The following is a 20,911-nucleotide window of genomic DNA, read 5'->3' as shown; positions in this document are numbered from 1 at the left end:
CGGGCCTTCCAGGCGCACCCGCCCCCTTTCCGCCGACGCCGTGCCGGTCTAAACCACCGTTCACTTGAGCCGCGCCAGTATCAGGAGTGCCTTTCATGACCCAGACCCGTACCTGCCAGGTTCTCATTGTCGGTGGTGGCCCGGGCGGCTATCCGGCCGCCATTCGCGCCGGCCAGCTGGGCCTCGACACCATCATTGTCGACAAGCACGGTCTGGGCGGAACCTGCCTCAATCGCGGCTGCATCCCCTCCAAGGCGATGATCCATGCTGCGACCAAGTTCGAGGACATGTCAAAGCATGCGACCGGCGATGAGCTGGGCATCTCGCTCGCCGAGGCGCCGAAGCTGGACATGGGCAAGTTGGTCGGCTGGAAAGACGGGATCGTCGCCAAGCTGACCGGCGGGGTCGGCCAGCTGATCAAGGCTGCCGGCGCCGAGCATATTGCCGGCTGGGCCGAATTCTCCAACGCCAAGACCTGTGTCGTCACACAGGACAATGGCGAAAAGGTCGAGATAACGGCCGAGAATGTCATCCTGGCCACCGGCTCGGTCGAGGTCGAGCTGCCCTTCCTGCCGTTCAGCGACACGGTGATCGGCTCGACCGATGCGCTTGACCTGTCCGAGCTGCCGCAGGAGCTGGTCGTTGTCGGTGCCGGCTATATCGGCCTCGAACTGGGCATCGCCTTCCGCAAGCTGGGCTCCAAGGTCACCTTCATCGAAGCCTCGGACGGCATCCTGCCGCTCTATGACAAGGAGATCACCCGTCCGATCACGATGTGGCTGAAGAAGCACAAGGTCGATGTGAACCTCTCCTGCAAGGCCAAGGGCGTCACGGAAAAGGGCGGCAAGGCCGTTCTCGCCTATGAAGACGCCAAGGGTGCGGAGCAGACCATTTCCGCCGACAAGATCCTCGTAGCGGTCGGTCGCAAGGCCTGCCTTGACGGCTGGGGTCTGGAAAACATGGGTCTCGACCTCGAGGGCGGGAAATTCATCAAGGTCGACAATCAGTGCCGCACCGGCATGCGCGGCGTCTATGCCATCGGCGATGTCGTCGGCGAGCCGCTGCTGGCCCACAAGGCGACCGCCCAGGGCGAAATGGTCGCCGAGATCATTGCCGGTCATCGCCGCGTTCATGACCCGGTCTCCATTGCCGCCGTCTGCTTCACCGAGCCGGAAGTCGTCGGTGTCGGCCTGACGCCGGACGAGGCCAAGGCGAAGGGTGAAGAGATCATCACCGGCAAATTCCCGCTTGCCGCCTCGGGGCGCTACCTGTCGATGGAAGCGGGGGCCGATGGCGGCTTCGTGCGGGTTACGGCCCGCAAGGACGACCATGTCATCCTCGGTATCCATGCCGTCGGCACTCATGTCTCGGAACTGTCCGGCGAGTTCGCCCTGGCGGTCGAGATGGGCGCGCGCCTCGACGACATTGCCGGCACGATCCACGTCCATCCGACCCTGACCGAAGGCTTCGCCGAAGCGGCACTGACCGCGCTGGGCCACCCGATCCACATCTCTGCGCCGAAGAAGTAGGCGAGCGCATCGGGGGCGGGCATCATGGACGACAAGGGCAGTTTTCTCTCCGGCATCATCGGCGCCGACCAGGCGGTCGCCGGCGAAGGCTTGGGCTGTGTCTCTTTCGAGACCGCCTTCCTGCGCCGGATCGAACCGGGTCCGGCCGATATCGACGAGCTCGGTCACGTCAACAATGTCGTCTATCTGCGCTGGGTCCAGGATATCGCCATCACGCATTGGCACGCCATCGCGCCGGGCGACATGGTCAATGGCGAGGTCTGGATCGCGCTCAAGCACACAATCGAATATCGCGACCCGATCCTGCCCGGCGAGACTGCGGAAATCCGGACCTGGCTCGGCCAGTCCCGCGGGCCGCGCTTTGACCGCCATGTCGATATCCGCAAGCCCGGCGCCAAGCGCTTCTCGGCCCGCGCCACCACCGAATGGTGCCGCATCAATCGCGAGACCCGCCGGCCGATGCGGATTGGTGATGATGTGATGGTCGCGTTCGGGATCGTCGGGCTCGACCTGGCCTAGGGCTCAGAGCCGCGCCGCCAGGCCCAGGTTTTCAGCCACTGCGTTGAGCTGGCCAATCGTCACCTCATCCATCGGTATCCCTTCCCTGGCGCGCTTGCCGGCGATCGCGCGCTCCGGATCGCCCGGATAGAGCACCGGGCTGTCCCAATCCATCGGCGGCGAGGCGAGGGCGTATTGGGCCATGGCGTCGGTCTCGGCCTCCATCCAGGCGCGATCACCGAAGGCGTCGGGATCGACGAGGATCGAGAACATCGAGTTCTGGAGGCCACCCTTGCGCGCATTGCCTGGCTGGATCGTCCCCGCGCCGCCCAGCACGCCCGCCAGAAGCTCGCAGGCGAAGGCGAGGCCATAACCCTTGTGCTTGCCGAGCGGGGTGAGGGCGCCCTCCATTTCGGCCTGCGCCATGCCGCTGGGGTCTGTCGTTGGCCTGCCTTGCTTGTCGATCAGCGAGCCGGCAGGGACCTGTAGTCCCTTGTTGGCCGCGACGCGCACCTTGCCGAGTGCAATCTGACTGGTCGCCATGTCGAGCAGGAAGGCCGGGCGTCGCTGTGTGGCGGGAAAGCTGATGCAGACCGGGTTGGTCCCGAAGCGGGCATCGGATCCGCGATAGGGCGCGACGACCGGCGGCTCGCCTGTCATGTTCACAAAGTGCATCGACACGAGCCCGGCCGCGGCAGCCTGTTCACCATAGGCGCCGATCCGTCCGAGGTGGTGGACATTCCCGATCGTGGCTGCGGCCAGGCCGTGCGCTCGGGCCTTGGCGGCCGCCCGGCCAATCAGCCCATGGGCGGCAGGCGCACCCCAGCCACCATCCGCATCGACGCGGATCAGGACGGCGGTGTCGGTCAGCTCTCGCGGGCTGGCCTGCAGGTTGATCAGCTCGCGACGGGCCTGGTCGACATAGGCCGGCAGTCTCCCGGCGCCGTGGCTGTCATGGCCTTTCAGGTTGGCGTCGACGAGATGGGTCGCCACGGCGTCAGCGTCTGTCTGGCGCGCCCCTGCGCCAACGAGTGCAGTGGCAATAAAGGTCCGCAGCGCGGCGGGCTCGAGACGGCGTTCTGGCATGCTCATTGTGGGGTCAACATTCCTGTTACAGTAAACCGGCGTGATGCATAAGATTTGTGGTTACCCATTAGGGGTTTATTAGGCATAGCTCAGATTTCGATCTGTCATTTTTTGGCACAAAAACATGAATTTCGGCGTGTCTACGATATAGTGCATTGATTTATCGAGGAAAAAAATTGGTCGCCGAGGTGGCGTTTTCCTGTCCGGCTTAAATGTTTGGCAACCGCTCTTCTGCATTATCCAACTCGTCGGGCAACAAACGACCCGCATGAATTCAACTCGGCGTTCGAACACGGGGAAGAAGCCCGGGCGCGTCAACAACGTAAATTGGATGAAGGGTAAGTCATGAAAAAGACGGGAACCATGATTCTGGCGGCTGCGATGTCTGCCATGGCTTTCACGGCAGTTCCGGCACTGGCGCAAGACCAGGAGCGGGAGCGTACGGCAGTGGAAGCGCCGGAATATCCGCGGGGCGCAGAGCGTCGCGGCATCGAAGGCTACGCTGTGGTCGAGTACACGGTCGCGGAAGACGGCACTGTTGCTGAGGCCACGGTCGTTGAAGCGCAGCCGGAAGGTGTGTTCGATCGCGCCGTCCTCCGCGCCATCGAAGGCTGGTCTTATGCGCCGGCCGCGTCGGCGACCGCCGGTGTTCAGCAGCGCTTCGACTTCAATCTCGGCGGCTAACCAGCCGAGATACAACGCTAATCAGCAAAAGAACTGAAAAGCGTTTACCATCATAAGAATTCATTTACGGCGACGCGGTAGCGTCGCCGTATCCTTTTGTACCGGGCCATTAACCCTAGGGGCCGAGCGATGAATTCTGTGCTTGCCAATTTCCTCGAGAAAACCACCAGTATCCGGGTGCGGCTGTTGGCCGCTTTCGGCCTGACGACGGTCATGACCCTGGTCGCAGCGATTGTTGGTGTGACCGGCTTCAATTCTGCCAACAATGCGGTGGGAGAGATCGCCAATCGCGCGGTCCCGGAAACCCAGCTTGTTGACGCCATCTCGGAAGAGAGTGTCGGCCTGAGCGAGACACTGATCGTGTTTGCCGGATCGACCTCGGTCGAGGCCCGCCTCGAAAACTACAACCGCGTCGCCAACTATCGCGACGCGCTGGTTCGTGACCTCGAGGCGCTTCAGGCCCTTGCCGGTGAAGCCGAGACCGCTGACCTGCGAGAGGCCGCGACCGATCTCAACGAACTCGTCGAAAGCATGAATGAGGTGGTCGAGCGCCGGCTGCAGATCCGCGATCGCCGCGGGTCTGTCACCAGCGAGGCGCGCGATGCACGCGCCGACCTCGCGGCCAGCGTTGAGGGGGCCCTTGATGCCAGCGATGAGGCCGATATTGAAAGCCTGCTGCGCGCACTGCTGGCCGCCAACCAGATCATGATCCAGTTCAATGAGGTGGATACGGCAACCTCGACCGGCGAAGTCGACTCGATTTTCGATCGCTTCGACGAGAATGCCGGTGAGCTGGACGTCAATTTCGCGATCCTCGGCGATGTGGTCACCGAGGTGATGCAGACCCAGGCCGAAACCCTGATCAATTTTGGCGAAGGCAATAATGGTGTCTTCCAGCTCCGCAAGGACGAACTGGCTGCCGTCGCCGCCGCTGAAGTCGTCGCCGAGGAAGCGCGCCTCTCCGCCGAGGCCCTGCTGTCGAGCGTCCATATCTTCAAGGCCGAGGTCGCCGACCGCGTTGCCGCATCCACGTCGGCCGCTGACGCCGCCGTGATCACCGGACGCATCCTGTTGATCGCGATTGCCGCGATCGGCATCGTTGTCGCCACCGCGATTGCCTGGTTCTACGTCAACAACATGCTGCTCAAGCGTCTGAGCGCCATGGCCCGCACCATGAGCGCGCTTGCCGAGGGTAATAGCGACGTCAATCTCGGCTTCACGCCGGGCAAGGACGAGATTGGCGACATGGCCCGGTCGGTGGACGTCTTCCGTCAGAACGCGATCGAGCGGGCTCGTCTCGAAGCGGAGACCGAAGAAGAACGCCGCATGAAGGAGAAGCGTTCCGCCGCTGTGGAAAGCCTCATCCAGGTCTTCGAGCAGGCCTCCAGCGACGCGCTGGGTCAGGTCGGCGAAGCAGCGATCCGGATGGAAACGGCAGCGCGGGCGATGAGCTCGACGGCGGCAGCGACAACCGGCAAGTCCGCCGCTGTGGCCCAGGCCTCCGAAGGTGCGTCGCAGAACGTCCAGACCGTGGCCGCTGCAGCCGAGGAAATGGTGTCCTCGATCGGCGAGATCTCGCAACAGATCTCGCGTTCGACCGAAATCGCCGGCTCCGCAGTCGACCAGGTTGAGCAGACCAATGGCGATGTGCAGCGTCTTGATGATGCCGCCAAGTCGATCGACAACATTGTCAGCCTGATCAACGACATTGCCGAGCAGACCAACCTGCTGGCCCTGAACGCGACGATCGAGGCCGCGCGCGCCGGCGAAGCCGGCAAGGGCTTCGCGGTCGTGGCCTCAGAGGTCAAGGCCCTGGCCAGCCAGACCGGCGCTGCGACCCAGAACATCTCCGAGCACATTTCGGGGATTCAGGGCGCGACCGCCAAGGCCGTCGAGGCGATGTCCTCCATTGGTGGCACGATCCACGAAATGAGCGAGATCGCCACCGCCATTGCGGCCGCGATGGAAGAGCAGCGTGCTGCTGCCGGAGAGATCACCCGCTCGGCCCAGGAAGCCGCGGACGGCACACGTGATGTCTTCACCAACATCCAGGAAGTCGACCAGTCGACCTCGGAAACCGGTGAGAGCGCAGGCGAAGTGCTCGAGGCGTCGCTGGCCGTTTCCCGCCAGTCGGAATCGCTCAAGGCAGCGGTCGAGCAATTCCTCCAGGAGGTTCGTGCAGCCTAACTGCAAACGAACTGAATTCTGCCAGCGCCCACGGCTTGCCAGTCGTGGGCGCTGCGCGTATATGCCGTCCCTCCTCCTTGCGGAGGGCCTGTGTGGCGAGGTAGCTCAGCTGGTTAGAGCGCACGACTCATAATCGTGAGGTCGAGAGTTCAAGTCTCTCCCTCGCCACCACTTTTCTCCTGAACCTGTCAGTCAAACCAGACACTACCGCCTGCGACAATTGCGCCGGTATCAGGTGTGCGTGTGGCGTCCTCGCGCATTGAGGCTCATATAGGGGAATTGCTGTCCCGGAGGCCTCGGCCATGTCACGTCCCAACCTGCTCTCCATCCTGGTGCTCGCCATCGTTCTTCTGATGTGTGGCGCCTTCATGGTGTTCGGCATGATCCAGCTCGCCGATGTAACCATGAGCATGCATGGCTGGATCGCACTGGGTCTGGGCGTCGTCTTCAGTGTCGCCCTCGGCGGCACGCTGACGACCGTGCTCGTCATTTCTCGCCGCCGCGGCTTTGATGAGGCTGCCCATGAAGTCTTTCGTCACAGCGAACCGGACTGACAGGCGACGCCTGCTTGGCGCTTGTCGATCGTCAGGCCTTGCGGTCTGTCGGCGAGGTCGGGCTCGCAACGACCTGGGCCGTGATCCAGTCGAGAAAGCCGGTCGAGCTGGCTTCCCCGTCAACCGGCAGAGCGATAATTGCCGGCTCGTCATACGGGTGGAGGGTCATGAGCCGGTCGCGCAGGGCGCCCGCCGCGACCGTGCTGGTTTTGAAGAGCGCGACGCATTCCGCCGCCGTCTCGATCGCGCCCTGCCAACGATAGACGCTGGTCATGCCGGGCAGGAGATTGGCGCAGGCGCACAGGCCTTCTTCGACAAGCTGGCAGGCCGCGTTCTTTGCGCTCTCCCGGTCGGGCCAGGTTGTGTAGACAAGACAGACGCTCTGCATGGTCAAAATTCTCCTCCCCGGTATATAAGCCCCGCATGACAGACACCTCCACCCCCATCCCCGCGACACGCTCCGCCTTGGTCCTATTTTCCGGTGGTCAGGATTCAGCGACCTGCCTTGCCTGGGCGCTTGACCGGTATGACCGTGTCGAGACCGTCGGCTTTGATTATGGCCAGCGCCATCATGTCGAGATGCAGGCCCGCGAGCGGGTCCGGGACGGCATTCGGCGGCACTTCCCGTCCTGGGGCGACAAGCTGGGGGCTGACAGTGTCATTGACCTGTTCGGCTATGGCGCCATCGCCGACAGCGCCCTGACCAGCGATCGGGCGATCGAGATGGAGGCCAGCGGTCTGCCCAGCACGTTCGTTCCCGGACGCAATCTGGTGTTCCTGACGGTTGCTTCGGCTCTCGCTTACCGGGCCGGGCATGGGGTTCTTGTCGGGGGCATGTGCGAGACGGACTATTCCGGCTATCCGGACTGCCGGCGGGAGACGATTGACGCCATGCAGACCGCGCTTGGCCTTGGTCTTGATACGCGGTTGGAGATTGCCACACCGCTCATGCAGCTCGACAAGGCGCAGACCTGGGCGCTGGCCGACAGGCTGGGTGGTCCGGTGCTGACCGGACTGATCGAGGAAGACAGTCATACCTGTTATCGCGGTGAGCGCGGTCAGCGCCATGACTGGGGCTATGGCTGCGGTGATTGTCCGGCCTGCGAGCTGAGGGCCCGCGGGCATGCGGAATGGAAGGCAGGTTCGGCATGACTTATTCGGTCAAGGAACGCTTCCTCACCGTTCAGGGTGAGGGCGCGCAGGCGGGCCGGCCGGCGGTCTTCTTGCGATTTGCCGGCTGTAATCTCTGGTCCGGTCGCGAGCAGGACCGGGCGTCGGCGGTGTGCAATTTCTGCGACACCGACTTTGTCGGCATGGATGGTCCCGGCGGCGGCCGGTTCAAGACACCCGCCGCCCTGGCCGAGGCTGTTGAGGCACTGTGGCCGGGCGGTGGGCGTCCGCTGGTCGTGTGTACAGGCGGTGAGCCGTTGCTCCAGCTCGATGCGCCGCTGATTGATGCCCTGCACCAGCGCGGCTTCGAGATCGCTGTGGAGACCAATGGGACGATCGCGGCACCGGACGGGATCGACTGGATCACGGTCAGTCCAAAGGGGCGGGCACCGATGGTCCAGACGTCTGGCCACGAGCTCAAGCTTGTCTTCCCGCAGCCGGAGCTCGATCCGGCTGCCTTCGAAGGCTGGGCGTTTCAGCGTTTCTCCCTGCAGCCGATGGACGGGCCGCAGATGATGGAGAATGCCCAGGCGGCCTTCGACTACTGTCTCGCCCATCCCAAATGGTCGCTGTCGCTGCAGACGCACAAATGGATCGGCGCGCCTTGAGGCCGAGGCGGCGTCAAGCGGGCCGGCGGATGAAGCTCTGCCCGGCCATTAAGAGAAAAGCGGGCGCGCCGGTGAAGGCGCGCCCGCTGTTTGTGTGGTTCAGTCCTCGACGTGTGGGGTCCCGGCCCCTCAGGAGCCGCTGCCGGCCCGCTCATCGAGGCTGTCGGACACCTGGTCCGCGAAACGCGCGAAGGTCCGGCGGGCGTCGGTCCACTGGGCGTAGCCGACCACATCGCTGATATTCATGCTGCGCCAGCCATAGCTGTAGGTCTCGATGACCTGACCATCCTGGGCGACCAGTTCGGCCTCAACATCGGCGCCACCGATCGAGATCGAGGATGAATGCAGGGCCCGCGTGCCTCCCATTTGCGCCATGGTCGGGCGATTGGGCTGGGCATCGAGAATGGTGACATTGAGCGTATAGCCGCCTTCGCCAAGCTCGCCTGCGAGCTCACGTTCCAGGGCGGTCCGCAGATAACCGGCAAGGCGATCGAGCTCCCGCTCGCCGAAGTCCTCGGCATGTTCAATCAGCTCGGGGCCATAGGCGATTTCGCCCAGAGCCACAGGCTCATTGGCCATGGCAGGTGTCGCCAGGGCACCGAATGCCAGAATTGCCGTCATAGTGCGCAACATGTCGCGCCTCCTTGATAAAACTGCCTATCGTCCCTCAACGACAAGGTAGCAGGTTCGCAAGGGGGTTAGAAGCGGCGTCTTGGCGCTGTCTTCCTGGTGGTCTTCCTAGCGGTCATCACCGTCATCATCATCGCTATCGCCCGGGATGATGACATCGATGGCGGCCCCGCCGACCGCGCCTGCGGTCCGGACCGCAGCCCCGGTGGTGCCGATTGCGACATCGGCGGCGAGGGCGGTGGCGCCGATCACGATGCAGCCGGACAGGGCCGGGGCGAGGCCGAGAACGGCAATCAGGGTCAGGATGCGGCGCATGTCGATCTCCGGTTCAATGCAGGCCTTCATGCCCCATCAGGTGTTTCTGCATGGTGAACGCGAGGGGGCGTCATGCCGTTCTCGCGCGAGATGAGTGGTCCGCCTACCGCCCCTCGCGCCACCAGCCCAGTCCCAGCATGGTCATGATCAACAGCACCATCAGCAGGCCGGGCAGGAGCGGTATTCGGGTCGAGGCGCGCACGACATAACGTTCATTGCGCTGCAAGCCGAGCCAGGACCGGCCGGACTGGTCAGCATTGGACCGGGTCCGGCGCAGGGTGGGCAGAGCGGCACCAGGGCCGTCACCGATCGCGAACAGGCCGCCATTGGTGGCATCGACAAAGGGATCGAGCACGTCGGGCGTGGGGCGAAGGTCGGCATATTCCATCGGATTGATCGGTCCGAGCGCGGCGACCGTTGTCAGATCACCGGAGCGCAGCCGGACAAGACCGGAGCCGGTGGCCGGGACGCGGGCCGCAAAATGCCCGGGTTCGCCTTCGGTCATGCTCACCACATCCTGACGACCATCCGGCCAGGTCAGTTGCAGCGGTGGCGGCGTGTCGGCGAGGGTGACCCGGTCGACCTGGAGTTCACCATTGGTGGCGAAGGCGGTCAGGCGTTCCTCGTCGAGTTCCGGTTCGCGCATCAGCCAGTGGGCAACGCGCCGGAACATCTCGGCATAGGGCCCGCCGCCCTCAAAGCCGCGCGACCACAGCCAGGTCTGGTCCGACATCACGATCGCCGCGCGGCCCTCGCCCGAGCGCTGGACAACCAGGAGCGGATCGCCGTCCGGTGTCTGCAACAGGGTTTCCCCGCCCAAAGCGTCACCATGGATATATCGCAGCCAGCGGCCCCATTCCGGCGTCTCGCCACCGCCCGCCAGCCCGGCGGTCACCGGGTGACGCAGACCGGTTTCGGTCGGCTCCGGCGTGAAGGGGGTTTCGGTGATGTAGCCCGTCGGGCGAACCGGCAGAACGGCCGCCAGCGGCGTCCGGTACAGGCTCGGCGCCCCGGCAAAGGGGGGGCCGGCGGTGACCAGCAGCGCGCCGCCATTTTCGACATAGCGGGCGATATAGTCGAAATAGAGCGGCGGCATGATATTGCGCCGGCGATAGCGATCAAAAATCACCAGATCAAATTCGCTCAGACGCTCGACAAACAGCTCCTGGACCGGAAAACCGATCAGCGCGAGTTCATCGACCGGGGTGGCATCGCGACGATCCATTGGCCGCAGAATGGTGAAATGGACGAGATCGACCGAGGGGTCGGACTTCAGCAGGTCCCGCCAGGCGCGGGCGCCATTGTGCGGCTCGCCCGTGACCAGGAGGACGCGCAAGCGGTCGCGCACGCCGCTCACCGAGACGGCAGCGCGGTTATTGATCAGCGACAATTCCTGCGGACCGGGTTCGACTTCGGCCTCGATGACATTCTGGCCGCGGCGCTCAACCGGCACATCGACGCGGGTCGAGCGGCCGATCGGGATCGGGAAGGTCTGCGGTTCGCCGCCCTCAAAGCGGAAGGCGACCGAGGCCGTTCCCTGCATCGCGTCATCCTCGACGCGGATCGTGAAGGAGACGGTTTGGCCGACAATGCCGTAGCGGGGCGCTTCCTCGATCACGAGGCGGCGATCCCCGGCGGCGCGGTCGCCGGTCATGACATGATGGATCGGGGCGTCGATATTGAGCCCGCCGGGGTCGAGCGGGGCGTCATGCACCTGCCCGTCCGTGGTCAGGATCACCCCGGCCAGACGATCCGGCGGCGCACTGGCAAGTGCAGCGTTGAGGCCGTCGAACAGCATGGTGCCATCGGGCGTCTCGCCGGCTTCAACCTCGATCAGGTCGAGCAGAGGATCGCTCTCGGCTTCACGGCGCAGCGCCGCGGCCATCTCCTCGGCCGCCTCGCGGCGGCCGCCGACGGTCATCGAGGCGGATGTATCGGTGACCAGAACGGCGACATCGGGCAGCGGGTCGCGCTCTTCCTCGACCAGCGACGGATTGGCGAGGATCAGGGTGACCAGGATGACGCCCAGCGCCCGCCAGACCCAGCCGGACATTTTCTGCAGGCCGCCGACAGCGACTGCCAGCAAGGCGAGGCCGGCCAGTCCGCCAATGACCGGCCAGGGCAGGAGCGGGGCAAAGTCGAGCGCCGAAACCGTGGCGCCGAGGGGCAGGCTTTGAGGCACACTCATTGGCCGAGCCTTTCCAGGATATCAGGCACATGGACCTGATCCGCCTTGTAGTTACCGGTCAGCGCGTACATCGCGATATTGACCCCGAAGCGGATCGCCATCTCACGCTGGCGCTCGCCACCTTCGATCGGGGCTGCTGCGCCACCGCTCTCGCCGCGCGCCCAGGCCGTGGCCCAGTCATGCGAGCCGATGATCACGCCGGAGGTACCGTCCCGTGATGCGCCGTCCGGATTGGCCTCTACCCAGACCGGCGACCCCGTATAGCGGCCGGGGAATTCCTGCAGCAGATAGAAGGTGCGGGTCAGGACATGATCGCTGGGGATCTGCGACAGGGCCGGAACGTCGATGCTGTCGAGCACATTGACCAGGCCGGGATGTGGCGCACCGGCACGCAGCATGGCGATGTCGGCGTCCTGGGTATCGAACACGATCAGCCCGCCGGCTGCCAGATAGGCCGAGACCCGGCGCGAGGCTTCCTCGCCCAGCGGTCCGGCATCGCGGGTTACGGGCCAGTACAGCATCGGGAAGAAGATCAACTCGTCCGAGTTCACATTCACGGCCAGCGGCGGTTCCGGCTCCATGGCGCTGCGGCGGAAGATCTCCTGCGACAGGCCGGTCAGGCCGGCCCGGCTGCGATTGTCGATCGTGGCGTCGCCCGTGGTGACATAGCCGAAGCGCAGCGTCAGGGCGGCCTGCATCATCTCGTCGCTGAGCTCGACGGGCCGGCCCGAGCTGTCCTGGGCATGGGCCGGAGGCGCCATCGGCAGGACAACAAGCGCGAGCAGGATTGCGGCGCTGGCTGTGCCGAAGCGCATCGGCAGACGTCCGGCGAGACCGAGCGCGATCACCACATCGAGGATCAGCATGATCAGCGCGGCAGCCAGGAGCGGCGCATCGAAATGACGGGCGCGCGGCCCGTCCAGGCCGGCAAAGCTGGCGCCGGGCAGGTCGCGGGGAAGGGGATCCATGCGGGTATCCGGTCCAATGATGTTGAGCGCGCTGGCGGCCGAACCCAGTCGATAGAGGCCGGGGGGGGCGACCGGCGAGACCACGGTCGTGTCGAACGTCGCTGACGGCACCGGACGGGCGGTGACCGGCGCTGCGATCAGCTGGCCGCTGGCGTCGAGGGCACGGTCGAGCACCCAGGCGCCGTTTCCGGGAATCGTGGCTGTACCGCCCTGGGCAAGGCCGGTCAGACGCTGGAGCATGCGCGGGAAGAGACCGGACAGGGGCAGGTCGGACCAGTCCGGGCTGGCCGTGACGTGGAAGAGTACGATCCAGCCGCGCGCCCGGCGCTCGGCGGTGACCAGCGGGGTGCCATCCTCCAGCCGCGCCCAGACCCTGTCCGGTGTCGCGCTGCCGGGCTGTGCCAGAACCTGGCGGTCGATGGTGGCGGTACTGTCGCTGGGCAGGCCGGCAAAGGGCGAGGTATCCGGGAAGGCGGCAATGCGCTGGGGTTCATCCCAGTTCAGCGAGCCGCCGAACAGGCGACCGCCCTCGCGCAGGACAACCGGCAGGAGATCATCGCCATGGGCTGCCAGGCGGGGGCCGGCAAACCGGATCAGCACGCCGCCCTCATTGATGAAATCGACAATGCGCTGGTCGTCCGTGCGGGCGTTGTCCGTCATCACCAGGATCGAGACGTCCTCGGCCAGCAGGGCATCAAGATCGCCATTGGACAGCTGGGCATGCGGACCGAGCGCGGCACGGACATAGTGCAGGTCGGACAGGAGCGGCTGACCCTCATCGCTCTCCAGCGTGATCAGGCCGACCCGCGGCCTTTGCCACTGGTCACCCAAGAGACGAACCGAGGCGGCCGAGGCGGTTCCGTCGAGGCGAAGGCTGGCAATCCGGTTCCGAAGATCGAGCGGCAGCGAGATGTTGGTGGTGGCCACGCCTTCACCCGCTGCGAACGTCACATCGCTGCGCGCGATCGCGCGACCATCATTGCCCAGCGCGGTCACAGCCACTGTCCGGGGGAAGTCGCGCCCGGCGCGCCGGACCGAGATCGTGAGACCGTCTGCGGCCGCTTCCGGCGCGGCAAGACCGAGCGGCGCCCGTCCGGCGTCGGGTTCGATCACGGTCAGTGCGCCCAAACCGTCCAGGGTGCGGGACAGCGCCACCGCGTCCCGGCTGTCGACGCCATCGCTGAGCCAGGTAATGGCCAGCTCTCCGCCCAGCGCGTCATTGCTGCGGGCGTCGGCGATCCGGTCAGCGGTCGCGCCGCGATCTGCGGGCCAGGCTTGCGGCGCAGCACTCTCAAGCAGGCGACGGGCCTCGTCAGGATTGCCCAGACGCAGCGCCGGGGCGGCTTGCCCGGTCGGAGCCGTGGTGACCAGGGCGACCGCGCGGCCGTCACGTTCGGCAGTATCAATGAGACGCTCGGCTTCCTGCCGCATGTCCGGCCAGGCGGCTGCGGCGGCCCAGCCATTGTCCATTACGATCAGCGCCGGGCGGGTTTCTTCCTCGACGCTCGGCGGGGTCCAGACCGGCCGGGCAAGGGCGATGATGATGAGGGCCGCGATCAGCAGACGGAACAGGATCAGCCACCACGGTGCATGTTGCGGCGTCTCGGCGTCGTCCGGAGCGCCCAGGAGAAGGCGCAGTGGCGGAAACACGGCGCGTTTGGGTGCCGGCGGGGTCGCCCGCAGCAGCAGCCACAGGACCGGAAGGGTCAGAAGGCCGGCAAGCGCGAGGGGCGCGCCGAAAGAGAGGGGGCCGAGTGCGAACATGATGTCAGACTTCTCGCGCCAGGGCGCGGTAAAGGGCGAGTACGGCGCTGGTAGCCGGGCGGTCGGTCCGGTGGGTCACGAGAGTCCAGCCATACTGGCGGGCGAGCTCGGCCAGCCGGGCGCCGTGTTCAGCCCAGCGCTGGCGATAGGCGGTTCGCGCTTCCTCGGCGCGGCCAAACAGAAGACTCTCACCGCCGCCGGGGGTCTCAAAGCGGGTGCGGCCGGCATAGGGGAAATCTTCCTCGGCCGGATCCACGATACGCAACATCACGCCCTGCGCCTCCATGGCAGCGAAGCGCGACAAGCGGGCAGTCCAGGTCTCCATCGGGTCAAGAAAATCACTGGCAAGGACAACGCGGCCGAAGCGGGAGATCTCCGGCGCTTCGACCGAGGCTGCATCGCCAGGCCCGAGCGCAAGGCGACGCGAGGCCCGCTCCAGTCCCAGCGCTCCGGTGCGGGCAATGGCCGATTCGCCAAGCACGCTGACGCGCTCCCCGCCCTGGGTCAGCAGGGCGGCAATGGCGATCTGGCAGATCGCGGCACGGTCGATCTTGGGGGCGTGGTTGCGGCTTGATGTATAGCGCATCGACGCCGAGCCATCGCGCCACAGCCAGACCGTGCTGGCGGCTTCCCACTCGTTCTGACGCACGAAGAGCTGATCGGAACGGGCCGACTGGCGCCAGTCGATGGCCTGGCGGCCATCTTCCGGACGGTGGTGGCGGTATTGCCAGAAAGTCTCGCCAATGCCCGAGCGGCGACGTCCATGCACGCCCTGGGCGACCGTCGCGGCAATGCGATCAGCCTCGGCGAGGAGCGCTGGCAGGCTGGCTGCCGCATCTTCACCGCCATGGCGGAGTGAGACGACGCGCGCCTCGTCCTGACGATTGCCACCCTGGCTCATGATCAGGCCGCCCGGTCAGCGAGCGTCTTGATCAGGCCTTCCAGCGTGTGGCCGTCGGCGCGGGCCGCGAAGGACAGCGCCATGCGGTGCTTGAGAACCGGTTCGGCCAGCGCGGCAACATCCTCGGTGGACGGAGCCAGGCGGCCCTGCAGCAAGGCACGGGCACGGACGGCCAGCATCAGTGCCTGACCGGCCCGCGGTCCGGGGCCCCAGGATACGCCGTTGCGAACGGCGTCGACATCCGATTCGTCGGGACGGGCGAGACGCAGCAGGTCGAGAATTGATTCCAGGACACGCTCACCGACCGGCAGCCGGCGGACCAGCGATTGCAGTTTGAGGATTTCCTCGGCGTTCAGAACGCTCACCGATTCGGCGGTCTCGGCACCGGTTGTCGCCAGCAGGATGGCGCGTTCCGCCTCGCGTGTCGGATAGGGCACGTCGACACGCAGCAGGAAACGGTCGAGCTGGGCTTCGGGCAGCGGATAGGTGCCTTCCTGCTCGATCGGGTTCTGGGTCGCCAGAACGTGGAAGGGCTTGGGCAGGTCGTGGCGCTCACCGGCAATGGTGACATGACCTTCCTGCATGGCCTGCAGGAGGGCGGCCTGCGTGCGCGGGCTGGCGCGGTTGATCTCGTCGGCCATCAGCAGGCGACAGAAGATCGGGCCGGGCATGAAGCGGAAGCGGCGCTTGCCGTCGTCTGATTCCTCGAGGATCTCGGAGCCGAGAATATCCGCCGGCATCAGGTCCGGGGTGAACTGGATGCGCTTGGTGTCGATACCGGTCGCCACGGCGATGGTCTCGACGAGGCGGGTCTTGGCCAGGCCCGGTGCGCCAACCAGCAGCGTGTGGCCGCCCGACAGCATCGCGGTCAGGCAAAGCTCGACCTCGTTTTCCAGCCCGTAAATCACACGGCCGATCGAGTCCTTGACCGCCTTGAGGCGATCCGTCGCGGCGTCTGCTTCAGCGATAAGCTCTGCACCGGGTTCATTCATCTCGGTCATCGTCCTACATTCCTCTCCGATACAGACCCATATAGGCCAAGTGGCGCGTCGCAGCATGGCGATGCGCAGATAAGGTGTCCATGCCCTCTACGACCCAAAGCCCTGATCCGATGCAGTCCTTGCTGAAGGCGGCCCGCGAGGCTGGCAGCGGGCTGCCCCCTGTCGAGCGCTGGCATCCCGAGTATTGCGGCGAGATGGACCTCGTCATCAAGCGGGACGGATCGTGGTGGCATGAGGGAACGCGCATCACGCGTGACCGTCTCGTACGGCTGTTTGCGACAATCTTGCGGAAAGATGACGACGGCATTCATTATCTCGTGACGCCGGTCGAGAAGATCGCCATCCAGGTCGAGGTCGCGCCCTTCCTGGCCGTGCGCGTCGATGCGGTGGGTGAGGGCCGTGCGCAGTCGCTGGTCTTCCACACAAATATGGACGAGCTGGCCGAAGCCGGCCCGGATCACCCGATTTCCGTGTCGGTCGACCCCGAGACCGGCGAGCCCACCCCGCTCGTCCATGTGCGCGGCAATCTCGACGCGCTGATGACGCGTCCGGTCTTCTACGAACTGGCCGCGCTGGCGGTCGAGGAGGACGGTGTGCTCGGCGTATGGAGTGGCGGTCAGTTCTTTGCGCTGGGGAGCGGCAATGCTTGACGGCGCCGCGCTGGTGGCGCGCCTGCGGGAGCGGCTCGACCCGGTCGACAGCGCCCCGGACCACCCGCGCTTCGGTGACGGCTATCTCGACGGAGAGGCCCCGCCAGCCTCGCCGGATTTTGCCGATGTCGAGATCCGGGCTGCGGCGGTGATCGCTCCGCTGATCCTGCACGACGGACCGCCGCGTCTTCTGCTGACCGAACGGGCCTCGCACCTGCCGCGTCATGCCGGACAGATCAGCTTTCCCGGCGGACGTATCGATGCCGGCGGCGAGACCGCGGCCGAGGCCGCCGTGCGCGAGCTGGAAGAGGAGGTCGGGATCGGTCGTCAACACGTCGAACTGATCGGCCGATTCGACAGCTACGCCACTGTCACCGGCTATCATGTCACGCCCTTTGTCGGGGTGCTGAAGCCGGGCTATACGGTCCAGGCGGACCCGGGAGAGGTCGCCGACGTGTTCGAGACCCCGTTCGATTTCCTGATGGATCCGCTCAACCACCAGCGTCATTCGCGTGAGTGGCAGGGGCATATCCGGCACTATTATGCGATGCCTTGGGAGGAGCGCTATATCTGGGGCGCAACCGCCGGCATGCTGAAATCCCTCCACGACCGGCTATATGGTTAGAACATGATCCGCATCACCATCCTCGAAATTGCCTCCTTCCTGCTGCCCTTCGCGCTGTTCCTGATCTGGAGTCGGCTGTCGAACCGGGCGCCGGAGGCTGGCCAGATGCCGACGCTGCGTCTCGCAGCAGCGGGAGCCGGGCTGGCCATCGTGGTGATGGTGGTCCTCGTGGTCATCGACTCCAACAAGGCCGGCCATGAGGGCGAACGCTATGTCCCGCCGCAGAATATCGACGGCCGCATCATTCCGGGCCATTTCGTGCCGATTGATGAAAACGAGGCCGAAGCCGGCGAAGGCGAGGCCGTCGAACCGCAATGACCGCGTCGAGGCTTGATCCGGCGCAGCATGACTGGATGACGGCGCCGGCGACCCGCAAGGTCATGGCGGCGCTCAAGGCCGCCGGGCAGGGCGAGTCCCGCTTTGTCGGCGGCGCCATTCGCAACACCCTGCTGGGCAAGCCCGTCGCCGATATCGACATTGCGACCCAGCTTGATCCCGATCAGGTGATCGCTGCCGCCCGTGTGGCCGGGCTCAAGCCGGTGCCGACCGGCAAGGCGCACGGGACGATCACCATTGTCTGTGATGGAAAGCCTTTCGAGGTGACCAGCCTGCGTCGCGATGTGGCGACCGACGGGCGCCGCGCCGTGGTCGCCTTCACGCAGGACTGGGCCGAGGATGCCCGGCGCCGGGATTTCCGCCTCAATGCGCTTTATGCCGACACCGACGGGGTCATCCATGATCCGACGGGCGGGCTGGACGACGTCGCGGCACGCCGTTTCGTCTTTGTCGGCAATGCCGAGGCGCGGATCCGCGAGGACTATCTTCGCATCCTGCGCCTGTTTCGTTTCGAAGCCTGGTATGGCGGGGGTTCACCGGACCCGGAGGCCCTCGCGGCCGTGCGAAAACACGCCGAAGGCCTGAATAAATTATCCGCCGAACGGGTCTGGTCCGAGCTCAAGAAACTGCTGGCCGCGCCTGATCCGCTGGCGGCCGTTAAGCTGATGCGCGATTTCGGCCTACTGGATTTGATCCTCGGAGTGAACGGATCATTAAGAGTCCTCGGCGGTATCATAGCGCAAGATGTAGACTACGGATTAGCGCCCGATTCGATGCTCAGATTTGCGGCGCTCGCCGATGGCGGACCGGAAAGGATCAGGACCATGGCAGCCAAGTTGAAAATGTCGAACGCGGAAACCCGCCGGCTCGAGGGCGCGGTCAATCCCGCCGCCCGTGAGGATGTCCACGAGGCCTTCACCGACCGGGCCGCTGCCGAGCGCGCCATCATGGCGCTCGGCGCCCGCGCCTTTGAAGACCAGGTCCGCCTCGAGGCCGCCGGTGAAACCGCACCGCCGCCGCGCGACTGGCAACTGCTCGCCAAATTTGCCCGCGAGTGGAAAGAGCCGGAATTTCCGGTCAAGGGTGGCGACCTCATCCTGCTGGGCTATGAACCCGGCCCGATGCTCGGTGACGCGCTCGACGAACTCAAGGCGCTCTGGATTGCGGACCGTTTCGAGCCGACAAAGGAAGAACTGATCGCCCGGCTGACCCAGCACTAGGCCGCGTCACCAGACGACACGGACAAGACCCCGGCCAATCAGCCGGGGTTTTTTCTTGCCCGGATGCGCCTGTTTGCGTGCATGGGGAGGTCGCGCGTGCTTAGCTTTCCGGACTTGATCGCAATCCGAAGGTGACGACCAGGACCCACGCGTATGGAACAACCAGCATTCCCTGTCCGGAATGCAGTACCGCGATCACCATCGACCTCCAGGCCATGCTTTTGGGGCAGTCATTCGACTGCCCGCAGTGTCGCGCGAAGATCGCGGTGGCTGATCAGTCGGGGCATGAAGTGCAAGACGCAATGGAACGCTTTGAAGCGCTCCGCAGGTCGGGCCCGGGCGATAGGTGACAAGCGGATCGACGTCACCTCTCGGTCCCGATCAGATGTCCAGATCGAGATACATCGCGGTGAAGGCGAGGCTGTCGACGACACCGTGGGCGATGATATTGGGCCAGAGATTGCGCTTGTTGACGAGATAGAGTGTGCCCAGGGCCAGTCCGATCAGACCGGTGACGATCAGGCCGCGAACGCCCTGATAATAGGCGTGGGCGATCCCGAAGATCAGGGCCGGAATGAAGACGGCGACGGCGGTCGCCCAGCGAGCGCTCGGCAGCAGCTTGCCGATCCGGTCGATCAGATAGCCGCGGAAGAAGATTTCCTCGCCGAACGCGGCACTGGTCCAGCCGATCGCCATCCACATCAGATAGACGGGCAGGTTGCCCTCGATATTGCCCCACCGGGCCTCAACCCCGGTCTGGGTGCCTTCCGTGGTCCAGAAACCGAGCGCCTCGCCGGCGAGCGCGGTCCCGGCACCAATGGCGAGAATGGCGACGACACCGAGCAGGGCCTGTGGCAGGACCAGCGGGACGGACCACCAGCGCTTCAGCCGACGCAGGCCGAAGCTTGACCAGCTTTCCCGGTGCCGGATGGTGAAACCGGCGATGGCGGCGAGGGTGAAGGTCAGCGAAATCGGACCGGCAAAGCGCCAGGCGATCTGGTCGAAGATGAGTTTGGTGCTCACCAGAACCACCATCACGATGGCGAGCTCGATGATCAGGCCGGGTGCGCGCCGGGTGGGTGTGTCGGTCATGCAGATATCCTCAAATGTGAACCGCAGGCGCGGTCAGTTGAGGGCAGGGTGAAGCAGTCAGGCGGCCCGGTCTTGAACGATCGTGCGGGCATAGCGGCCGGGCGAAATGCCATAGGCCGCCTTGAACTGACGGCTCATGTGAGCCTGGTCGGCAAAGCCGGCAGCATCGGCCAGCTCGGCCAGCGGCTGGCGTCGGATGAGGCCCTGGCGGACCACGTCCAGGCGGCGCTGGGTGAGATAGCGGGCCGGGCTGGTTCCGCGCAGGGTGCGGAAGTCGCGGCAGAGCTGCCAGCGGTCCTGGCCCGTCACTGTCTCCAGCTCGGCGAGGGAAATCCCGTCTTCCAGCTTGTCCCGGATCAGCGCGCAGGCGGCATCCACGACGGCGCGGGTGACCGGGCTGACGCTTGCCGGCGCATCGCTGACCGCGTCGAGTGCCAGGGCGAGGTCGATCAGGGCGCTGTCCAGTTCCAACCCGCTGGCCTGCTCGTCGAGTGCGAGGGCGGACCGGATGGCCGAGATCAGCGCCCGGTCGCGGCTCACCCCGCTGGCGAGAAAGGGCAGGCTACGCCCCGGCCGGTATCGGGCGAGCGTTTCGGGCAGAACGGTGAGGCCGGTATAGCCGAACCCGCCTTCAGCGCCGGGTCGACCATCGTGCAACTCGTCCGGATGCAGCACGACCACAGCACCGGGGCGAGAGCGCCGCGTTGCGCCGCGATAGTCAAAATCCTGCACACCGCGCGTGGTCAGGGCGAAGGTATAGGTGTCGTGTCGATGCGGCGAGAAGGCGGTGTCCACCAAGTCGGCGTGAAAGCGCTGGAAGGGGCGGCACTCGGTCTCGGTCACAGGATTACCCTTGGGTCGCTCGCAACACGGATGCGTCCCGGAGCGTGATTGGATGCAGCCCA

General features: G+C 65.5%; 21 protein-coding genes and 1 tRNA gene. 12 read left to right on the top strand and 10 right to left on the bottom strand.

From position 1 onward, the window contains the following. The first annotated feature begins 95 nt into the window (after window positions 1-95). Window positions 96-1,529, top strand: a complete 1,434-nt coding sequence (lpdA, locus tag AAA969_RS09670) for a dihydrolipoyl dehydrogenase (protein ID WP_338245821.1) — start codon at window positions 96-98, stop codon at window positions 1,527-1,529. Between the two features lie 24 nt (window positions 1,530-1,553). Next, a complete protein-coding gene (locus AAA969_RS09665) occupies window positions 1,554-2,048 on the top strand; it encodes an acyl-CoA thioesterase (protein WP_338245820.1) in 495 nt (164 codons plus the stop codon). Between the two features lie 3 nt (window positions 2,049-2,051). On the opposite strand, the gene AAA969_RS09660 is transcribed toward AAA969_RS09665, so the two are convergent. Further along, window positions 2,052-3,119 (bottom strand): malate/lactate/ureidoglycolate dehydrogenase, encoded by a 1,068-nt coding sequence (locus AAA969_RS09660; protein WP_338245819.1) that lies wholly within the window; start codon window positions 3,117-3,119, stop codon window positions 2,052-2,054. Between the two features lie 339 nt (window positions 3,120-3,458). On the opposite strand from AAA969_RS09660, the gene AAA969_RS09655 reads away from it, so the two are divergent. The 4 genes from AAA969_RS09655 to AAA969_RS09640 all read left to right on the top strand — a co-directional run bounded on the left by AAA969_RS09655 (window position 3,459) and on the right by AAA969_RS09640 (window position 6,538). Then, complete coding sequence (locus tag AAA969_RS09655; RefSeq protein WP_338245818.1) at window positions 3,459-3,797, top strand: energy transducer TonB; 339 nt, start codon at window positions 3,459-3,461, stop codon at window positions 3,795-3,797. A 129-nt stretch (window positions 3,798-3,926) separates the two neighbouring features. Next, window positions 3,927-5,984, top strand: a complete 2,058-nt coding sequence (locus AAA969_RS09650; protein ID WP_338245817.1) for a methyl-accepting chemotaxis protein — start codon at window positions 3,927-3,929, stop codon at window positions 5,982-5,984. Between the two features lie 94 nt (window positions 5,985-6,078). Beyond that, window positions 6,079-6,155, top strand: a tRNA-Met gene (locus AAA969_RS09645). 131 nt (window positions 6,156-6,286) lie between these two features. Beyond that, window positions 6,287-6,538: a hypothetical protein gene (locus AAA969_RS09640; protein ID WP_338245816.1), complete on the top strand. Its 252-nt coding sequence runs from the start codon at window positions 6,287-6,289 to the stop codon at window positions 6,536-6,538. Between the two features lie 31 nt (window positions 6,539-6,569). Here the strand turns inward: AAA969_RS09640 and cutA are convergent, their stop codons facing one another. Further along, complete coding sequence (gene cutA / locus AAA969_RS09635; RefSeq protein ID WP_338245815.1) at window positions 6,570-6,926, bottom strand: divalent-cation tolerance protein CutA; 357 nt, start codon at window positions 6,924-6,926, stop codon at window positions 6,570-6,572. Between the two features lie 35 nt (window positions 6,927-6,961). On the opposite strand from cutA, the gene queC reads away from it, so the two are divergent. Both queC and queE read left to right on the top strand, forming a co-directional pair. Further along, window positions 6,962-7,690: a 7-cyano-7-deazaguanine synthase QueC gene (queC, locus tag AAA969_RS09630; protein WP_338245814.1), complete on the top strand. Its 729-nt coding sequence runs from the start codon at window positions 6,962-6,964 to the stop codon at window positions 7,688-7,690. Then, a complete protein-coding gene (gene queE / locus AAA969_RS09625) occupies window positions 7,687-8,316 on the top strand; it encodes a 7-carboxy-7-deazaguanine synthase (RefSeq protein ID WP_338245813.1) in 630 nt (209 codons plus the stop codon). Before queC ends, queE begins: the two co-directional genes overlap by 4 nt. Before the next feature lie 129 nt (window positions 8,317-8,445). Here queE and AAA969_RS09620 read toward each other — a convergent pair whose 3' ends face one another. The 6 genes from AAA969_RS09620 to AAA969_RS09595 form a co-directional block, all read right to left on the bottom strand. After that, window positions 8,446-8,949, bottom strand: a complete 504-nt coding sequence (locus tag AAA969_RS09620; protein ID WP_338245812.1) for a hypothetical protein — start codon at window positions 8,947-8,949, stop codon at window positions 8,446-8,448. A gap of 105 nt (window positions 8,950-9,054) precedes the next feature. Then, complete coding sequence (locus tag AAA969_RS09615) at window positions 9,055-9,291, bottom strand: hypothetical protein (protein ID WP_338245811.1); 237 nt, start codon at window positions 9,289-9,291, stop codon at window positions 9,055-9,057. A gap of 73 nt (window positions 9,292-9,364) precedes the next feature. Continuing rightward, window positions 9,365-11,449 carry a glutamine amidotransferase gene (locus AAA969_RS09610; RefSeq protein WP_338245810.1) on the bottom strand — a complete coding sequence of 695 codons (2,085 nt, stop codon included), beginning with the start codon at window positions 11,447-11,449 and terminating at the stop codon, window positions 9,365-9,367. Beyond that, window positions 11,446-14,181, bottom strand: a complete 2,736-nt coding sequence (locus AAA969_RS09605; protein ID WP_338245809.1) for a DUF4159 domain-containing protein — start codon at window positions 14,179-14,181, stop codon at window positions 11,446-11,448. The genes AAA969_RS09610 and AAA969_RS09605 overlap by 4 nt, the downstream gene beginning before the upstream one ends. A gap of 4 nt (window positions 14,182-14,185) precedes the next feature. Further along, on the bottom strand, window positions 14,186-15,082 hold the full coding sequence (locus AAA969_RS09600; protein WP_338245808.1) for a DUF58 domain-containing protein: 897 nt from the start codon (window positions 15,080-15,082) through the stop codon (window positions 14,186-14,188). Window positions 15,083-15,084: 2 nt separating this feature from the next. After that, window positions 15,085-16,083 carry a MoxR family ATPase gene (locus tag AAA969_RS09595; protein ID WP_338245807.1) on the bottom strand — a complete coding sequence of 333 codons (999 nt, stop codon included), beginning with the start codon at window positions 16,081-16,083 and terminating at the stop codon, window positions 15,085-15,087. A 110-nt stretch (window positions 16,084-16,193) separates the two neighbouring features. On the opposite strand from AAA969_RS09595, the gene AAA969_RS09590 reads away from it, so the two are divergent. Genes AAA969_RS09590 through AAA969_RS09575 form a run of 4 tightly spaced genes read left to right on the top strand, consistent with a single transcriptional unit; the run spans window position 16,194 to window position 18,914 of the window. Beyond that, a complete protein-coding gene (locus AAA969_RS09590) occupies window positions 16,194-16,733 on the top strand; it encodes a DUF1285 domain-containing protein (RefSeq protein ID WP_425325051.1) in 540 nt (179 codons plus the stop codon). Further along, the gene (locus AAA969_RS09585) at window positions 16,726-17,358 is read left to right on the top strand and encodes an NUDIX hydrolase (protein ID WP_338245805.1); all 633 of its coding nucleotides are present in this window, start codon (window positions 16,726-16,728) and stop codon (window positions 17,356-17,358) included. The genes AAA969_RS09590 and AAA969_RS09585 overlap by 8 nt, the downstream gene beginning before the upstream one ends. 3 nt (window positions 17,359-17,361) lie before the next feature. After that, window positions 17,362-17,676: a DUF6111 family protein gene (locus AAA969_RS09580; protein ID WP_338245804.1), complete on the top strand. Its 315-nt coding sequence runs from the start codon at window positions 17,362-17,364 to the stop codon at window positions 17,674-17,676. After that, entirely contained in the window at window positions 17,673-18,914 is a 1,242-nt protein-coding gene (locus tag AAA969_RS09575) for a CCA tRNA nucleotidyltransferase (protein ID WP_338245803.1), read from the top strand. The genes AAA969_RS09580 and AAA969_RS09575 overlap by 4 nt, the downstream gene beginning before the upstream one ends. 381 nt (window positions 18,915-19,295) lie before the next feature. Here AAA969_RS09575 and AAA969_RS09570 read toward each other — a convergent pair whose 3' ends face one another. Both AAA969_RS09570 and AAA969_RS09565 read right to left on the bottom strand, forming a co-directional pair. Next, window positions 19,296-20,006, bottom strand: coding sequence for a CPBP family intramembrane glutamic endopeptidase (locus AAA969_RS09570; protein ID WP_338245802.1), 711 nt, complete (start codon window positions 20,004-20,006; stop codon window positions 19,296-19,298). Between the two features lie 57 nt (window positions 20,007-20,063). Next, on the bottom strand, window positions 20,064-20,849 hold the full coding sequence (locus tag AAA969_RS09565) for an AraC family transcriptional regulator (protein ID WP_338245801.1): 786 nt from the start codon (window positions 20,847-20,849) through the stop codon (window positions 20,064-20,066). Between the last annotated feature and the right edge of the window lie 62 nt (window positions 20,850-20,911).

This window comes from Maricaulis maris, from assembly GCF_036322705.1.
GTDB lineage: Bacteria > Pseudomonadota > Alphaproteobacteria > Caulobacterales > Maricaulaceae > Maricaulis > Maricaulis maris_B.
The sequence above is the reverse complement of the archived record's forward strand: the minus strand, read 5'-3'. Positions and strand labels throughout refer to the sequence as shown.

Coding starts and splice junctions, on each gene's coding strand:
- AAA969_RS09580 (WP_338245804.1), top strand. CDS start 17,362: ATGATCCGCATCACCATCCTCGAAATTGCCTCCTTCCTGCTGCCCTTC.
- AAA969_RS09600 (WP_338245808.1), bottom strand. CDS start 15,082: ATGAGCCAGGGTGGCAATCGTCAGGACGAGGCGCGCGTCGTCTCACTC.
- AAA969_RS09640 (WP_338245816.1), top strand. CDS start 6,287: ATGTCACGTCCCAACCTGCTCTCCATCCTGGTGCTCGCCATCGTTCTT.
- queC (WP_338245814.1), top strand. CDS start 6,962: ATGACAGACACCTCCACCCCCATCCCCGCGACACGCTCCGCCTTGGTC.
- AAA969_RS09590 (WP_425325051.1), top strand. CDS start 16,194: ATGCAGTCCTTGCTGAAGGCGGCCCGCGAGGCTGGCAGCGGGCTGCCC.
- AAA969_RS09605 (WP_338245809.1), bottom strand. CDS start 14,181: ATGTTCGCACTCGGCCCCCTCTCTTTCGGCGCGCCCCTCGCGCTTGCC.
- AAA969_RS09660 (WP_338245819.1), bottom strand. CDS start 3,119: ATGAGCATGCCAGAACGCCGTCTCGAGCCCGCCGCGCTGCGGACCTTT.
- AAA969_RS09665 (WP_338245820.1), top strand. CDS start 1,554: ATGGACGACAAGGGCAGTTTTCTCTCCGGCATCATCGGCGCCGACCAG.
- AAA969_RS09585 (WP_338245805.1), top strand. CDS start 16,726: ATGCTTGACGGCGCCGCGCTGGTGGCGCGCCTGCGGGAGCGGCTCGAC.
- AAA969_RS09650 (WP_338245817.1), top strand. CDS start 3,927: ATGAATTCTGTGCTTGCCAATTTCCTCGAGAAAACCACCAGTATCCGG.
- AAA969_RS09610 (WP_338245810.1), bottom strand. CDS start 11,449: ATGAGTGTGCCTCAAAGCCTGCCCCTCGGCGCCACGGTTTCGGCGCTC.
- AAA969_RS09655 (WP_338245818.1), top strand. CDS start 3,459: ATGAAAAAGACGGGAACCATGATTCTGGCGGCTGCGATGTCTGCCATG.
- AAA969_RS09575 (WP_338245803.1), top strand. CDS start 17,673: ATGACCGCGTCGAGGCTTGATCCGGCGCAGCATGACTGGATGACGGCG.
- AAA969_RS09595 (WP_338245807.1), bottom strand. CDS start 16,083: ATGACCGAGATGAATGAACCCGGTGCAGAGCTTATCGCTGAAGCAGAC.
- lpdA (WP_338245821.1), top strand. CDS start 96: ATGACCCAGACCCGTACCTGCCAGGTTCTCATTGTCGGTGGTGGCCCG.
- AAA969_RS09620 (WP_338245812.1), bottom strand. CDS start 8,949: ATGTTGCGCACTATGACGGCAATTCTGGCATTCGGTGCCCTGGCGACA.
- queE (WP_338245813.1), top strand. CDS start 7,687: ATGACTTATTCGGTCAAGGAACGCTTCCTCACCGTTCAGGGTGAGGGC.
- AAA969_RS09615 (WP_338245811.1), bottom strand. CDS start 9,291: ATGAAGGCCTGCATTGAACCGGAGATCGACATGCGCCGCATCCTGACC.
- AAA969_RS09570 (WP_338245802.1), bottom strand. CDS start 20,006: ATGACCGACACACCCACCCGGCGCGCACCCGGCCTGATCATCGAGCTC.
- cutA (WP_338245815.1), bottom strand. CDS start 6,926: ATGCAGAGCGTCTGTCTTGTCTACACAACCTGGCCCGACCGGGAGAGC.